General features: G+C 67.2%; 15 protein-coding genes and 2 tRNA genes. 11 read left to right on the forward strand and 6 right to left on the reverse strand.

The window, feature by feature from the left end:
• Positions 1-460: 460 nt before the first annotated feature.
• Positions 461-1,387 (forward strand): polyphosphate kinase 2, encoded by a 927-nt coding sequence (gene ppk2 / locus RCAP_RS09440; RefSeq protein WP_013067625.1) that lies wholly within the window; start codon positions 461-463, stop codon positions 1,385-1,387.
• Positions 1,380-1,997, forward strand: coding sequence for a TetR/AcrR family transcriptional regulator (locus RCAP_RS09445; RefSeq protein WP_013067626.1), 618 nt, complete (start codon positions 1,380-1,382; stop codon positions 1,995-1,997). Before ppk2 ends, RCAP_RS09445 begins: the two co-directional genes overlap by 8 nt.
• Here RCAP_RS09445 and RCAP_RS09450 read toward each other — a convergent pair.
• Positions 1,994-2,617, reverse strand: a complete 624-nt coding sequence (locus RCAP_RS09450) for a LysE family translocator (RefSeq protein WP_013067627.1) — start codon at positions 2,615-2,617, stop codon at positions 1,994-1,996. The two genes, RCAP_RS09445 and RCAP_RS09450, sit on opposite strands and share 4 nt — an antisense overlap.
• A gap of 1 nt (position 2,618) precedes the next feature.
• Positions 2,619-3,107: an Lrp/AsnC family transcriptional regulator gene (locus RCAP_RS09455; RefSeq protein ID WP_013067628.1), complete on the reverse strand. Its 489-nt coding sequence runs from the start codon at positions 3,105-3,107 to the stop codon at positions 2,619-2,621.
• A 250-nt stretch (positions 3,108-3,357) separates the two neighbouring features.
• Here RCAP_RS09455 and RCAP_RS09460 point away from each other — a divergent pair.
• A tRNA-Ser gene (locus tag RCAP_RS09460) sits at positions 3,358-3,446 on the forward strand.
• Positions 3,447-3,544: 98 nt separating this feature from the next.
• Here the strand turns inward: RCAP_RS09460 and RCAP_RS18915 are convergent.
• From RCAP_RS18915 to RCAP_RS09475, 3 genes are all read right to left on the reverse strand, one after another.
• Positions 3,545-3,979: a transposase gene (locus RCAP_RS18915; protein ID WP_148214848.1), complete on the reverse strand. Its 435-nt coding sequence runs from the start codon at positions 3,977-3,979 to the stop codon at positions 3,545-3,547.
• A gap of 279 nt (positions 3,980-4,258) precedes the next feature.
• Positions 4,259-5,017 (reverse strand): GNAT family N-acetyltransferase, encoded by a 759-nt coding sequence (locus RCAP_RS09470; RefSeq protein ID WP_013067630.1) that lies wholly within the window; start codon positions 5,015-5,017, stop codon positions 4,259-4,261.
• Positions 5,018-5,135: 118 nt separating this feature from the next.
• Positions 5,136-5,600: an outer membrane protein assembly factor BamE gene (locus RCAP_RS09475; protein ID WP_013067631.1), complete on the reverse strand. Its 465-nt coding sequence runs from the start codon at positions 5,598-5,600 to the stop codon at positions 5,136-5,138.
• Positions 5,601-5,712: 112 nt separating this feature from the next.
• Here RCAP_RS09475 and RCAP_RS09480 point away from each other — a divergent pair, with 112 nt between their 5' ends.
• The 8 genes from RCAP_RS09480 (at position 5,713) to RCAP_RS09515 (ending at position 12,910) form a co-directional block, all read left to right on the forward strand.
• Positions 5,713-6,279 carry a YceD family protein gene (locus RCAP_RS09480; protein ID WP_013067632.1) on the forward strand — a complete coding sequence of 189 codons (567 nt, stop codon included), beginning with the start codon at positions 5,713-5,715 and terminating at the stop codon, positions 6,277-6,279.
• 198 nt (positions 6,280-6,477) lie between these two features.
• Positions 6,478-6,684: a 50S ribosomal protein L32 gene (gene rpmF / locus RCAP_RS09485; protein WP_013067633.1), complete on the forward strand. Its 207-nt coding sequence runs from the start codon at positions 6,478-6,480 to the stop codon at positions 6,682-6,684.
• 123 nt (positions 6,685-6,807) lie between these two features.
• Entirely contained in the window at positions 6,808-7,899 is a 1,092-nt protein-coding gene (gene plsX / locus RCAP_RS09490) for a phosphate acyltransferase PlsX (RefSeq protein ID WP_013067634.1), read from the forward strand.
• Complete coding sequence (locus RCAP_RS09495; protein WP_013067635.1) at positions 7,896-8,870, forward strand: beta-ketoacyl-ACP synthase III; 975 nt, start codon at positions 7,896-7,898, stop codon at positions 8,868-8,870. The genes plsX and RCAP_RS09495 overlap by 4 nt, the downstream gene beginning before the upstream one ends.
• Positions 8,871-8,981: 111 nt before the next feature.
• Positions 8,982-9,284 carry an integration host factor subunit alpha gene (gene ihfA, locus RCAP_RS09500; protein WP_013067636.1) on the forward strand — a complete coding sequence of 101 codons (303 nt, stop codon included), beginning with the start codon at positions 8,982-8,984 and terminating at the stop codon, positions 9,282-9,284.
• Between the two features lie 55 nt (positions 9,285-9,339).
• Positions 9,340-11,580 carry a MerR family transcriptional regulator gene (locus RCAP_RS19915; protein WP_013067637.1) on the forward strand — a complete coding sequence of 747 codons (2,241 nt, stop codon included), beginning with the start codon at positions 9,340-9,342 and terminating at the stop codon, positions 11,578-11,580.
• Between the two features lie 91 nt (positions 11,581-11,671).
• A tRNA-Pro gene (locus tag RCAP_RS09510) sits at positions 11,672-11,749 on the forward strand.
• 72 nt (positions 11,750-11,821) lie between these two features.
• Entirely contained in the window at positions 11,822-12,910 is a 1,089-nt protein-coding gene (locus RCAP_RS09515; RefSeq protein WP_031330518.1) for a 2'-deoxycytidine 5'-triphosphate deaminase, read from the forward strand.
• A 171-nt stretch (positions 12,911-13,081) separates the two neighbouring features.
• Here the strand turns inward: RCAP_RS09515 and guaB are convergent, their stop codons facing one another.
• On the reverse strand, positions 13,082-14,530 hold the full coding sequence (guaB, locus tag RCAP_RS09520) for an IMP dehydrogenase (protein WP_013067639.1): 1,449 nt from the start codon (positions 14,528-14,530) through the stop codon (positions 13,082-13,084).
• Positions 14,531-14,567: the final 37 nt, after the last annotated feature.

Consider the following 14,567-nt stretch of genomic DNA (forward strand, 5'->3'; position numbering starts at 1 on the left):
TGTTTCCGCAACCTCGCCGCCAAGGCCCGGAAAGGCGCGGAAAAAAGCTAAAATTTGTCCTGTTTACCGCCCATTAACCCTGCTTCGGCGCGCGGACTTCGGGGCGGCGGCGGGGCTCTTGCGATCCTGCGTTTCCGGATTGGCGACAATCCGCGCGCAGCGTTCCGAACCGGCATCAATCTTGGCCCCCGCCGGGACAATCACGGCCGCCTCATTGTTCCGCCATTGCGATCAAAGCGAACGAAACCGCCCATTTGTTCGCCAATGCACCGCGGATGTGACGAATCACATTTTGGTAACCAAAACCGGCCCGCCCGGGCCGACTCGGAGGTGATTGGGGGGGGCGACCGGGGACCCCGACACAGGCCGCCGGGCGGCGGCATCTTTGCCTCCCGCCTGCGGGCCGCTATAGTGAAAGCGCTTCACATTGAAATGACGGCACGGGGGCACGGGGCGGCAGATGGGCAAGGATCACGACAGCGCGGGAAAGACCGCGCCCGGAGCGGCAACCGGCTTTCCCGAGCTGCCCTTCGTCGGCGAGATCACCAAATTCCTGCGCCATGACGCCCCCGACAGCCTGCGCCGGGCGATCGAGACGGCGAAACCCGACGAGATCCTTTCGGCCTCTTTTCCCTATCGCGCGGCGCTGGCGAAAAAGGCCTATGAGGCGCAGATGCAGCCGCTGCAGGTCGAGCTGGTGAAGATGAGCTGGGGTCTGAAACAGGACGGGCGGCGGCTGGTGGTGCTGTTCGAGGGCCGCGACGCCGCGGGCAAGGGCGGCACGATCGAGCGGATGCGCGAAAACCTGAACCCGCGCCAGGCCAATATCGTCGCCCTGCCCACGCCGACCGAACGCGAACAGGGCCAGTGGTATTTCCAGCGCTATGTGGAACGGCTGCCCGCGGCGGGGGAAATCGCGCTCTTCGACCGCTCGTGGTACAACCGCGGCGTGGTCGAACAGGTCTTCGGCTTTTGCACCCCCGAACAGCGCAATCATTTCTTTGCCCAGCTGCCCGGCTTCGAAAAGATGCTGGTCGACGAAGGCATCGTTCTGGTCAAGCTCTGGCTGTCGGTGGACCGCGCCGAGCAGCTCAAGCGCTTCCTTGACCGCGAGCAGGATCCGCTCAAGCAATGGAAGCTGAGCTGGATCGATGTCGAGGGGCTGCGGAAATGGGATGCCTATACGGTTGCCATTGCGGAAACGCTGCGCCGGTCGGACACGGCGGCGGCGCCCTGGACGGTGATCCGCGCCGATGACAAATACCGGGCCCGCATCGCCGCGATCCAGACCGTTCTGGGCGCGCTCGACTACCCGGGCAAGGACCGGGCGGCGATCGGCACGCCCGATCCGCTGATCTGCGGGGGCATCGAACACGTCGATGGCTAAGGCAGGATACCATCACGGCAACCTCCGCCAGGCCCTGGTCGAGGCGGCGCTGGCGCTGATCGCGGCGCGCGGCGCGCAGGGCTTCACCCTGTCGGAAGCCGCCAAGGAGGCGGGCGTCACCCCCGCCGCCGTCTATCGTCATTTTGCCGGCCGCGAGGATCTGATCGCCGAATGCGCACGCCAGGGCTATGCGATCTTCGCCGATCTGATGGAACATGCCTGGAACGGCGGCAAGCCGACGGCGCTCTCGGCCTTTGGCGCGACCGGGCGGGCCTATCTTGCCTTTGCAAAGAAATTTCCCGGCCATTACATGGCGATGTTCGAAAGCGGGCTCTCGCCCAACCGCTCGCCCGAGCTGGCGGCGGGGATGGCGCGGGCCGAGGCGGTGGTGCTGAAAGCGACACAGGCGCTCTCGGCCCATATCCCCGAGGGGCGCCGCCCGCCGCCTTCGATGGTGGCGGCGCATGTGCGCGCGCTCAGCCACGGTGTCGTCGAGCTTTACGCCCGCGCGGCCCCCGGCACGCAATCCCCCTTCTCGCCCGAGGATCTGCTGGAAAGCGGCATCGGCGTCTATCTGCGCGGCCTTGGCCTGATCGCCCCCGACAGTTAGAAGATCGAGGCGAAAGCCCAAAGGCCGAAACCCGCCATCGTCAGGCTGGAGACCCGCGCCGTCCAGAGCGCGAAGGCGGGCGGCAGGCGGTGATGGAGTGCGGCAACGAGCCCCGAGAGGAACGCCCACCAGCCGATCGAGCCCAGAAACACCCCCGCGACCAGCGCCACGATGGCCAGCCCCGATCCGGTCTGCGCCAGGCCCAGACCGGCAAAGATCGCGGCGAACAAAAGGATCGTCGGCGGGTTGGTGATCGTCAGCCCATAGGTGACAAAGGTGGTGCGCCACAGCCCGCGCGCCTCGGGGATCTTCGCCGGGCTGGGCTCGCCCCCCTGCCCGCGCGGCCAGCCGTTCCAGGCCAGAACCATCAGAAAGGCCCCGCCGATCAGGCCCAGCGGCACCGCGATGCGCTCGACCAGATCGTTGAAGACGGCAAAGCCCACCGCCGCGCCGGTGGCAAAGGTCAGATCGGCCAGCGCCGTGCCCAGCCCCCCCGCGACGCCCGCCCAAAACCCGCGCGCCAGCGTGCGCTGGATGCACAGCGCCCCCATCGGCCCGATCGGCGCGGCGATGGCCAGGCCGATGAACAGCCCCTTTCCGAACAGCACAAGCGCTTCCATTCTATCTCCTGTAGCGAAACGGCGGCTCGACCACGGTCGAGAGCGCCAGCATGGTTTCGGTCCGCGCGACCCAGCCCGCCCGTTTCAGCGCGGCCAGAAAATCCTCGACCGCGCCCAGCGAGGCGACGCGGATCTGCACCAGATAGGACCAGCCCCCGGTGACATGATGACAGGCGGTGACGGCGGTGTCTTCGGCGATGGCGGCGCGAAAGGCGGCCTCGTCGATGCCCTCGGCCAGCGCGATCCAGACGAAGGCGGCGACAGGCAGGCCGACCGCCTCGGGGGCGACATCGGCGCGCGTGCCGCGCAGTACGCCGCGCTCGATCAGCCGCCGCAGCCGGTCATTCACCGCCGAGGGCGAAAGCCCCACCCGCGCGCCCAGCTGCGCCATCGACTGGCGCGCATCTTCGCCCAAAAGCGCGCAAATCTTTCTGTCGATCTCGTCCATGATGCCGATCTGTCCGCCGTCATGCGTCTTTTGTCGGATCATGTCCGATATTTTTCCATATTCAACGGAGATTTTTCAGTCGCCGGACACTATCCGTTTGCGCCGGGCCAAACGGCCATGGTGCCGGATGACATCCGCTTTCGCCCCGTGCCCCCTGCCGCGCCAGGGCCTTGCCGCTGCGCGACGGCGCCTCGGGATGCGCATGGCGAAAAAACTTGTCCGAGGATGCAAAAACCGGTTGCAGCCCTCTGAGGCTGACGTTAAACACCCGCCTCACGACGACCCCTGATGCGGAGAGGTGGCAGAGTGGTCGATTGCGGCGGTCTCGAAAACCGTTGACCCTGCAAGGGTCCGAGGGTTCGAATCCCTCCCTCTCCGCCACGTACTGCCGGACGTAAATTTATCAATAAAATCAACGAGTTGTGAGCGGAATCAGTTAAGCTCCCACACATGCCATATTGACTACGGTCTGTTGACGTTCACCGCAAACGAATGACGGTTGCGGCAATGGCGATGAACGCGGTGAAGCTGGTGTCGGTTTTGCAGCAGCGCGTGGCGATCCCTCTGTATTCCTTGAGCTTTCCGAAGAAGTTTTCGATCAGGTGGCGCCACTTGTAGGTGTCACGGTCAAATTCAGCTGGGAAGCGTCGGTTGGACTTGGGCGGTATCACCGCCTCGGTTGCCGCCTCGGCCAAGGCCTCGCGCAGCCAATTCGCGTCAAACGCCCGGTCTGCAAGCAGCTTTCCACCCGAGAGCCGCTCGATGAGCACCGCAGTCGCGCAACAGGGGTGGCAAAGCAGGAAGCGCGCACTCTTTCCCCCAATCGGTCGTGTAACCGCGTTCGCGGGCCGAAGGGCGTTTCGCATCGTGGCGCCGCTTGCGGGCGCGGTCGGGGTGGCCGCTTCGGTGGTCACAGCCTCGATCCGCGACCGCATGCCGATGGCATTCTGCGGCCCGCGACGGGACGAAGGGCGCGGGCAATGACCTGTCGCCCGACAAAACACCCGGTACATCGGACAAAAACCGGGAACGGCCGACAACAGCCAATTTGTGTCGACAGATCATCGCGTCATGGATGCTACGGGCTTCCAAAGGGCGCGCGCACTTTGCACGCCGTGCAACGCGGTGATGACGGTGCCATCGCCACATGAGGCTTGGTTTCCCGTTGATAGAGAGCCGGGGGGCGCAGCCCCCTACCCGGCCACCAGCCGCAGCGCGCGGGCGCGTTCGGGCGGGATCGCGCCGATCTCAAGCCCGGTAAACACGTGCAGCGTGCCCAGATCCTCGTCCACCACCGCATGATCCGAGACCCAGCCGCCCATGCCCAGATAAGAGCGCAGCAGCGGCGGCATCTTCAGCATCGCCTGTTTCGGATCGCCCTTGCGCCCCAGAAGCTGGCGCGCATAGCGGATCACCTTCGGCGCTTTCACCCGCACCCGCCAGCGCTTCGGCGCCAGATGGCGCTCGGCCAGAACCGCAAAGGCATCGGCGCAGCTGTCGAAATCGGTGGTCAGGAAGGAGGAGCAGCCAAACAGCATCTCGATTCCCTCGGCATCGACGAGCCGCGTCACCGCCCCCCAGGCCAGCCGCAGGATGTCGGGATCGCGGCAGTCGGGATCGACGCAGAACCGCCCCATCTCCAGCATCCGCCCGGCATAGGCCGAAAGCGGCGTCAGGTCGTAAAATTGCGCCGAATAGCTGCGGTGCAGCTCGCGCCCGCTTTCCAGCGGCAGCAGCCGGAAGCAGCACACCAGCCGCCCGCTGCCCGCCTCCTCGACCAGCACATGGCGGCAGGCCGCGTCGAAAGCATCGGCATCCAGCGCCTCGCCCGCCGCAAGGCCCCGGCCGCGGGCCGAGACAAAGGCGCGCCAGCGCAGCGCCTGCGCCGCCTGCACATCCGCCTGCGATTGCGCGAGTCGGGCCAGATAACGGCCCCTCGAAAGCGAAAACATCGGCTCCCCCGGGATCAGTCGCGCCGATCCTACGGCAAAGACCTGACAGCGAAAAGACATTCGGCTGCGACCGAAGCGCCCCGTGCGGGGGGATCCCCGCGACGGGACCCGGCCCCGGTCAGTTGTCGAGCAGCTTGCCCGCCGAAACGCGCCCGAACGAGCCCAGAAGCTCGCGGACAAGGCCCAGCCCCTTGATGTTGCTCTTCGTCACCCGGCGCGAGAGCACGACAACCTCGCCCCGCTCCATCCCGAAGCGCTCGACATTCTCGACCATGCCCTTGTCGTCGAAGCTGATCGCCACCACCTGCCGGTCGATTTCCTGCGGCGCCCGCGCGCCGTAATGCTTCCAGCGCGAGCCGACATAGAACCAGCCCGCCCCCTGCAGCACCCCCATCGAGGAGGGACGGCCGATCACCGCCGACACTTCCTCGCGCGAGCTTTTGCCGACCTCGATCTTGGCCAGATCGGTTTCGGTCGGCACATAGCCGTGGTTTTGATAGATCGGGGTGCAGCCCGCCGCGAACAGCACCGCCGCAACGGTGACATAACGCGCCATGCGGCGAATTCCGAACGTGCTGCTCAAGCCTACCCCCTCTTGCCTCGTGACCTCGGGCCTTCTATCCCGATTACAACAGGATGCCGCCGCCCTCAAGCGCCTCTGCCGTCCTGACCCGCCTGCGATCCCGGAGACCGTGATGACCGACACCGATGCCCTGCCCTTCAGCCATGCGCTGCGCCCCGCCGAGCTGGCCGCGCGCAAGCCCACCCGCTTCGACATCGCCCCCGACGCCGCCACCTGCGCCGCCATCGCCGCCTGGGCGGGGATCGAGGCGCTGGAAACGCTGCGGCTCAAGGGCACGTTGACCCCCACCGGCCGGTCGGACTGGGCGCTGGACGCCGAATTCACCGCCCGCGCCGTGCAGGCCTGCGTGGTGACGCTGGCGCCCGTGACCACCGATCTGCGCGAAACCGTCGCCCGGCGCTATCTGGCGCAGATGGAAACCCCCGCGGGCGACGAGATCGAGATCCCCGAGGACACCGATGCCGAGCCGCTGCCCGACCGCATCGATCTGGGCGCGGTCGCGCTCGAGGTGCTGGAACTGGCGCTGCCGCTTTATCCGCATGCGCCCGATGCCGCGCCGGTCGCGGCGCAGGCCGCCCCGCCCGGGGCCGCACCGATCCGCGACGAGGACACCCGTCCCTTCGCCAATCTGAAAAGCCTTCTGGGGGGCAAACCCGGGGGGGAAGACGACCAGTCCTGAGCGCGGCGTTTCGGCCCGGTTGCGACGCGGTTGTGACGGTGCCGAAAAAAGCTGCAAAAAGGGCTTGCAACGGGGCGGAACTGCAGTATGTTCCCGGCCTCATTCGAACGCAGGGTTCGCCCCCGGTCCGCCACTGGCTGCCGTGACGAAACCCCAGGCAAAACAGGGCCTTGCGCCCCCAGAACCGAGGTTAGACACATGGCCGTCCCGCAGAACCGAGTCACGCGCTCCCGTCGTAACATGCGCCGCGCGCATGACGCCCTTGTGGCCGCCAACCCGGCTTCGTGCCCGAACTGTGGCGAACTGAAGCGCCCGCACCATGTCTGCGGCGCCTGCGGCCACTACGACGACCGCGAAGTGGTTGCGCAAGCGGCCGAAGTCGATCTGGACGACGACGCGGCGTAAGCCCGTCCCTCCGCCATGGTCAAACTGTTCAAACAGGAGACGACCACGGTGGGAGTAGAAGCTGACGTTACGTCAAGTCGCGGCTGTCCTGCAGCCGCTCAAGCGCCGGATGTTTCCGGCGCTTTGATTTCCGGCGTCCCGGTTTCCGCCCCGCTCGTGCTGTCGATCGATGCAATGGGGGGCGACCGGGGCCCCGCGGCCGTCCTGGACGGGATCGCCCTTGCGCGCCGGAAGTATCCCGATCTGCATTTTCTGGTGCACGGCCCCGAAGCCGAGCTGGCGCCGCTGGTGAAGGCGCGCAGGCTGAAGTCCTGTGTGACGATCCGTCACGCGACCGGCGTTGTCACGATGCATGACAAGCCCGCGGCGGTGATGCGCGGCGGCAAGGACACGTCGATGTGGTCGACGATCGATGCGGTGCGCGACGGCGCGGCGCAGGTCGCGGTGTCCTGCGGCAATACCGGCGCGCTGATGGCGGTCTCGATGCTGCGGCTGCGCAAGATGCCAGGGGTGAACCGGCCTGCCATCGCTGCCTTCTGGCCCTGCAAGAATCCCTCCGGATTCAATATCATGCTGGACATGGGCGCGGATGTGAAAGCCGAGGCCCGCGATCTTCTGACCTATGCGCTGATGGGCTCTTCCTATGCCCGCAACGCGCTTGGTCTGGACCGGCCGCGGGTCGGGCTGCTCAATGTCGGCACCGAAGAACACAAGGGCCATGCCGAGCTGAAGATCGCCGCCGAGATGATCGGCGCGATGGAAACCGCGGGCGGCTATGAGTTCGTCGGCTTCGTCGAGGGCAACGACCTGCCCGGCTCGCGGGTCGATGTGATCGTCACCGACGGCTTCACCGGCAATGTCGCGCTGAAGACCGGCGAGGGCACGGCGAAATTCGCGGGCGAGCTGATGCGCGAGGCCTTCACCTCGAGCCTGCTTTCGAAGCTCGGGGCGCTGCTGGCCTCGGGGGCGCTGAAGCGGCTGAAGGCGAAGATCGACCCGCGCCGGGTCAATGGCGGGGTTTTCCTCGGCCTGAACGGAACCGTGATCAAGTCGCATGGCGGCGCCGATGCGACGGGGGTGGCGGCGGCCATCGACCTTGCGGCGCGGCTGGCCGGTCTGGGCTTTGCCGAACGTCTTGCGGCCCGGGTTGCCCTTGCGTCAGCAAACGGTCAGGATGCAGCCTCGGCGGAGGCAGGAATCGAGAACGCAAAATGACGATCAGAGCGGTGGTCCGTGGCGTGGGGCATTACCTGCCCGCCCGCGTGGTGGAGAATGCCGAGTTCGAGGGCAAGCTCGACACGACGGATGAATGGATCCGGTCCCGCACCGGGATCGAACGGCGCCATTTCGCGGCCGAGGGGGAAACCACCTCGCAGCTGGCGATCAAGGCGGCCGCGGCGGCGCTGGCCGATGCGGGGCTGAGCGCGGCGGATATCGATGCGATCGTGGTCGCGACCTCGACGCCGGATTTCACCTTCCCGTCGGTTGCGACGATGGTGCAGGCGGGGCTTGGCAACACCAATGCCTTTGCCTTTGACGTGCAGGCGGTCTGCGCCGGCTTCGTCTTTGCGCTGGCGAATGCGAACGGGATGATCCTGTCGGGCCAGGCGAAACGGGTGCTGGTGATCGGCGCCGAGACGTTTTCGCGGATCATGGACTGGGCCGATCGCGGCACCTGCGTTCTGTTCGGCGACGGCGCCGGGGCGCTGATCCTCGAGGCGGCCGAGGGCGCGGGCACGGCCGCCGACCGCGGCATTCTGGCAAGCGACCTGCATTCGGACGGCCGCTACCGGGAATTGCTTTACGTCGATGGCGGGGTGTCGACCAACGGCCAGTCCGGCCATCTGCGGATGCAGGGCAATGCCGTCTTCAAACATGCGGTGCAAAAACTGGCCGAGACCGCGCATGCGGCGCTCGCCAAGGCCGGTCTGACGCCCGAGGACGTGAGCTGGATCGTGCCGCATCAGGCGAACCTGCGCATCATCACCGCCACGGCGGAACGGATGGGGGTGCCGATGGAGCGGGTGGTGGTGACGGTGGCCGATCACGGCAACACCTCTGCCGCATCGATTCCCCTGGCGCTCTCGACGGCGCGGGCGCGCGGGCAGATCAAGGCGGGGGATCTGATCGTGACCGAGGCGATCGGCGGCGGTCTGGCCTGGGGATCGGTGGTCCTGCGCTGGTAAAGAGGTGATTACGGTGGAAAAAGCCGTCTCAACCTTGCCGCGCAAGCCATTGATATTGACTCGGGAAATACTTGCCCCCATCGTGATCCATATCACTCCCGGGGGATTGAGATGTCAGAGAAAACCCTGACCCGCATGGATCTGAGCGAAGCCGTGTTCCGCGAAGTCGGGCTCAGCCGAAATGAATCCGCGCAGCTGGTCGAAACCGTGTTGCAACATATGTCCGACGCGCTGGTGCGCGGCGAGACGGTCAAGATCTCGTCCTTTGGCACGTTTTCCGTGCGCGACAAGACCTCGCGCATGGGGCGCAACCCGAAGACGGGCGAGGAAGTGCCGATTTCGCCGCGGCGGGTGCTGTCGTTCCGGCCCTCGCATCTGATGAAGGACCGGGTTGCCGAAGGCAATGCAAAATAGGGCCGGTTGAACCGGTTCACCGAATTGAGCCCGAGCAGGGGATGATCGCGCCGCGATGACGAAGTCAGCCGAGGCCTTCCGTACGATTACCGAGGTGGCAGAGCTCCTCGAAACCCCGACGCATGTGCTGCGATTCTGGGAAAGCAAGTTTCCGCAGATCAAGCCGGTGAAGCGGGCGGGCGGGCGGCGCTATTACCGCCCGGCCGATGTCGCGCTGCTGGTGGGGATCAAGCATCTGCTGCAGGTCGAGGCGCTGCCGATCAAGGAGGCGCAGGCGCGGCTGAAATCGCAGGGCGCGAAGAAGGTCTCGGCGCTGGGGGCCGAGATGCTGAGCGCGAATCTGCCGCGCGAACCCGTGCCCGAAGCTGCGCCCGAACCGGTCGCCGAAGCGGTGCCGGAAGAGCCGGTTTCCGGGCTTCTGTCGGAAGCGTTCGAGGAAAACGTCGCGGACGAACTGGCTTTCGTCCCCGAGGAACCAGAGCCGGTCGCCGAGGAGATGCCGGAAGAGCCGGTTTCCGAGCTTCTGCCGGAAGCGTTCGAAGAAAACGTCGCAGACGAACCGACCTTCCTCCCTGAAGAATCGGAGCCGGTCGCGGAGGCGGTGCCGGAAGAGCCGGTTTCCGGGCTTCTGCCGGAAGCGTTCGAAGAAAACGTCGCGGAAGAACCGGCTTTCGTCCCCGAGGAACCGGAGCCGGTCGCCGAGGCGATGCCGGAAGAGCCGGTTTCCGAGCTTCTGCCGGAAGCAGTCGAAGAAAACGTCGCGGAAGAACCGACCTTCCTCCCCGAGGAACCGGAACCGGTCGCGGAGGCGATGCCGGAAGAGCCGGTTTCCAAGCTTCTGTCGGAAGTGTTCGAAGAAAACGTCGCGGAAGAACTGGCTTTCCTCCCCGAGGAACCGGAACCGGTCGCGGAGGCGATGCCAGAAGAGCCGGTTTCCGGGCTTCTGTCGGAAGTGTTCGAAGAAAACGTCGCGGAAGAACCGACCTTCCTCCCCGAGGAACCGGAACCGGTCGCGGAGGCGATGCCGGAAGAGCCGGTTTCCGAGCTTCTGCCGGAAGCGTTCGAAGAAAACGCCGCGGACGAACCGACCTTCCTCCCCGAGGAACCGGAACCGGTCGCCGAAGCGGTGCCGGAAGCGCCCGAAGACCTCGGCGCGGAGGATCCGGCAGCGCCTCTGGCGACGCCCGAGGCAGAGGCCGAACGGGGGCTGAGCCCGGAGGAGCTGGATCGGATCGACGAAGAACGTCGGATCGAACGGGCCCGGATCGAGGCCGAGGCGCGGGCGCTGGAAGCGGCGCAGGCGGCGGTCGAGCAGGCCCGCCGCGAGGCGGAAGCGGTGCGGGCCGAGCTGCAGCGGCTGCGTCGCGAGGCCGAGCACGCCCGGGCGGAAGCGGCCCGGGCCAAGGCCGAGGCGGAGCTTGCCGCCCAGGTCGCAGCCGCGGCGCGGGACGCCGCCGAGGCGGAACCGCCCGAGCCCTGGCCTCCCGCCGATCCCGTCACTGCGCCGGAACCGGCTGCGGTGCCGCTGCCCGAGAGCCCGGTTGCCGCCGCCTTTGACCCGGCCCCCGCGGATGCGCCCGACCCCGCGGCGACGACCGCGGATGCGCCGCCCTTCGAGGATATCGCCTATCGCTTCATCGCGCCCCGGCCGCTGGCGCGCCCCGCGGTGGTGGTGGCGCCCGAACCGGAGCCGGAGCCGGAGCCCGCGCCCGCCCCTGCCCCCGAACCGGAGCCGGAGCTGCCGGTTCAGGGCTCGCTTTTCGATTACTTCGCGCAGCCCCCCGAGGCCGCGCCGAAACCGGCGCCGGTCGCCGAGCCGGCCCCCCTGCCCGAGCCTGTTGTGCCCGAGCCTGTCCCCGAATCCGTGGCAGAACCCGAGCCGGAACCGGAACCGGAACCTCTCGCGGAAGCCGCGCCGATGACCGGGATCGCGGCAGCGCCCGCTTTCGCCGCGCCCGAGCCGATTCTGGTCTTCGCCGCCCCGCCCGATCCCGAGCCGGAACCAGAGCCCGAACCGGAGCCCGAGCCCGACCCGGCGTCGGAATTCGATCCGCTCGACCGGGTGGTGTCGCTGATCCTGAGCGGCACCGCGCCGCTGCAGGTGGAACTGGCCGCGGCCGGGCAGATCGATCCGACGGCGAATCCTCTGGGCGCCCTGCGCGAGGATCTGACGCGCTTTGCCCCCGACGCGCTCTCGCCGATCGAGCGGATGCGGCTTCTGGCGGCGCATGACCGTCTGGTGCGGCTGGCCGGGCGTCTGGCGCAGCCGCCCCGGCCGGTTCCGGCGCGGCGCTGAGGATGCCCGTCGTCCCCGCCTGCAAGTCCGTGCAAAAAATTGCGTTTTGCCGCTTGCACCCGGGGGCGCAATGGCTCTATATGCGCCTCGTCGGGCCGTGGCGCAGCCTGGTTAGCGCGTCCGTCTGGGGGGCGGAAGGTCGTGAGTTCGAATCTCACCGGCCCGACCATCAAAAGAACGCTCACTCCGGCTGGAGTGGGCGTTCTTTTTTGACCAATTCCAGTTCCGCGAGGCCGCGATGATGCATGGTGTTCTTCCCGACAGCGCCCTGCGCGCGATGATCGCCCGCGGCGAGATCGCCGCCGCCCGTCCGGTGACCCCCGAACAGATCCAGCCTGCCAGCCTTGATCTGCGGCTGGGCGAGGTCGCCTATCGCATCCGCGCCTCGTTTCTGGCGGGGCGGGGCCAGCGGGTCGAGACGAAGCTTTCCGACTTCGAGATGCACCGGATGCGCCTGTCCGAGGGCGCGGTGCTGGAAAAGGGCTGTGTCTATCTGGTGCCGCTGATGGAGCGCCTGGCCCTGCCCGCCGGTCTGACCGCGGTCAGCAATGCGAAAAGCTCGACCGGGCGGCTCGATCTGCTGACCCGGGTGATCACCGACGACGGCACGGAATTCGACCGCATTCCCGAGGGCTACACCGGCCCGCTTTACGCCGAGATCTGCCCGCGGTCGTTTTCGGTGCTGGTGCGGCCGGGGATGCGGCTGAACCAGATCCGCTTTCGCGCCGGGCAGGCGGCGCTTTCCGACCCCGAGCTGAAGGCGCTGCATGCGGCTGAACCGCTCGTCAGCGGCATCGGGCACGGCGGGGCGGTGATCGACCATGGGCTGGGCTTCTCCGTCGATCTGCGCCCGGCGGAAGGAGATCTGGTCGGCTACCGGGCGAAGCCGCATGCCGGGGTGGTCGATCTGGACCGGATCGCGCATTACCCGGCCAGTGATTTCTGGGAAGAGGTGCGCACGCGCGAGGGGCGGATCATTCTCGACCCTGGCGCCTTCTACATTCTGGTCAGCCGCGAGGCGGTGGTGATCCCGCCCGATTTCGCCGCCGAGATGGCGCCCTATCTGGCGATGGTGGGGGAATTCCGCGTGCATTACGCGGGCTTCTTCGATCCCGGTTTCGGCCATGGCGCGGCAGGGGGCGAAGGCTCCAGGGGCGTGCTGGAAGTGCGCTGCCACGAGGCGCCCTTTGTTCTGGAACATGGGCAGGTGGTGGGGCGGCTGGTCTATGAGCGCATGGCCGGGCGGCCGGAGCGGCTTTACGGCGCCGGGATCGCCTCGAACTATCAGGGCCAGGGGCTGAAGCTCGCCAAGCATTTCCGCGCGGGGTGAGGGGCGCGCGGATGGATTTCGCCGCGGCTTTGCCTGCGGCGACCCGCCGGGGGCGCTGCCCCCCGGACCCCCCGGGATATTTTCGGCAAGATGAAGGGGAAGCGGTGTTTGCCGGTACACAGAAAAAGGGCCGGGGTTTCCCCCGGCCCTTGTGATTTCTGCGCCGCGATCTCAGCCGATGCGGTAGTTCGGGCTTTCGCGGGTGATCTGCACGTCATGGACGTGGCTTTCCTTCAGCCCGGCGCCGGTGATGCGGACGAACTGGCAGCCGCCCTGCATCGAGGCCACGGTGGCATGGCCGGTGTAGCCCATCGCCGCGCGCAGCCCGCCCACCATCTGGTGAATGACCGTCGCCACCGGGCCCTTGTAGGGCACCTGCCCCTCGATCCCCTCGGGCACAAGCTTGTCGGAGGCGGCGTCCTTCTGGAAATAGCGGTCGGCCGAGCCGCGCGCCATCGCACCGAGCGAGCCCATGCCGCGATAGGATTTGTAGGACCGGCCCTGATAGAGGATCACCTCGCCGGGGCTTTCATCCGTGCCCGCGATCGCCGAGCCCACCATGGCGCAGGAGGCGCCCGCCGCGATGGCTTTGGCGAAATCGCCCGAGAATTTGATGCCGCCGTCCGCAATGATCGGCACGTCGCCCGCGCCCGAACAGGCATCCATGATCGCCGAGAGCTGCGGCACGCCGACCCCCGCGACGATCCGCGTGGTGCAGATCGAGCCCGGACCGATGCCGACCTTGACCGCATCCGCGCCCGCCCCGATCAGCGCCTTCGTCGCCTCGGCCGTGGCGACGTTGCCCGCGCAGACCTGCACCCCGGGCGCGAAGAGCTTGATCCGCTCGACCGCTTTCGCCACGCCTTCGGAATGGCCATGCGCGGTGTCGATCACGATCAGATCGCAGCCCGCCTCGATCAGCGCGACCGAGCGTTCATAGCCCGCATCGCCCACCGTCGAGGCGGCGGCAACGCGCAGACGGCCCTTTTCGTCCTTGCAGGCCTGCGGGTGCAGCACCGAATGTTCGCTGTCCTTCAGCGTCAGAAGCCCGGTCAGCTTGCCGTCGGCATTCACCACCAGAAGTTTCTCGATCCGGCGGGCTTTCATCAGGCTCATCGCCTCGTCGCGGTCGGCCGGTTCGCGCAGCATCGCCAGATTCTCGCGCGTCATCATCGCATGGACCGGCGTCGCGTCATCGGTGGCAAAGCGCATGTCGCGGTTCGTCACGATGCCGACGACCTTGCCCGCAACATCGACGACCGGAAAGCCCGAGACATTGTAGCGTTCGCGCAGCGCCTTTGCATCGGCGAGCGTCTGCTCGGGCGTGAGCGTGATCGGGTTGTAGACGATGCCGGATTCGAAGCGCTTCACCCGGCGCACTTCGGAAGCCTGTTTTTCCACCGTCAGGTTGCGGTGGATCACCCCCATGCCGCCCGCCTGCGCCATGGCGATCGCCATGTTCGCCTCGGTCACCGTGTCCATCGCCGACGAAAGCAGCGGGATGTTCAGACGGATCGAGCGCGTGACGCGGGTGGAAACATCGGCCTCCGAGGGCAGCACGCTTGAGGCTGCGGGAACCAGAAGGACATCATCGAAGGTGAGGGCCTCGCGAATCTGCATGGGGGACTCCATCGGCAGGGAACGGTTGGCACGTCCC

Source organism: Rhodobacter capsulatus SB 1003 (assembly GCF_000021865.1).
In the GTDB taxonomy this organism is placed as follows: Bacteria; Pseudomonadota; Alphaproteobacteria; order Rhodobacterales; family Rhodobacteraceae; genus Rhodobacter; species Rhodobacter capsulatus_B.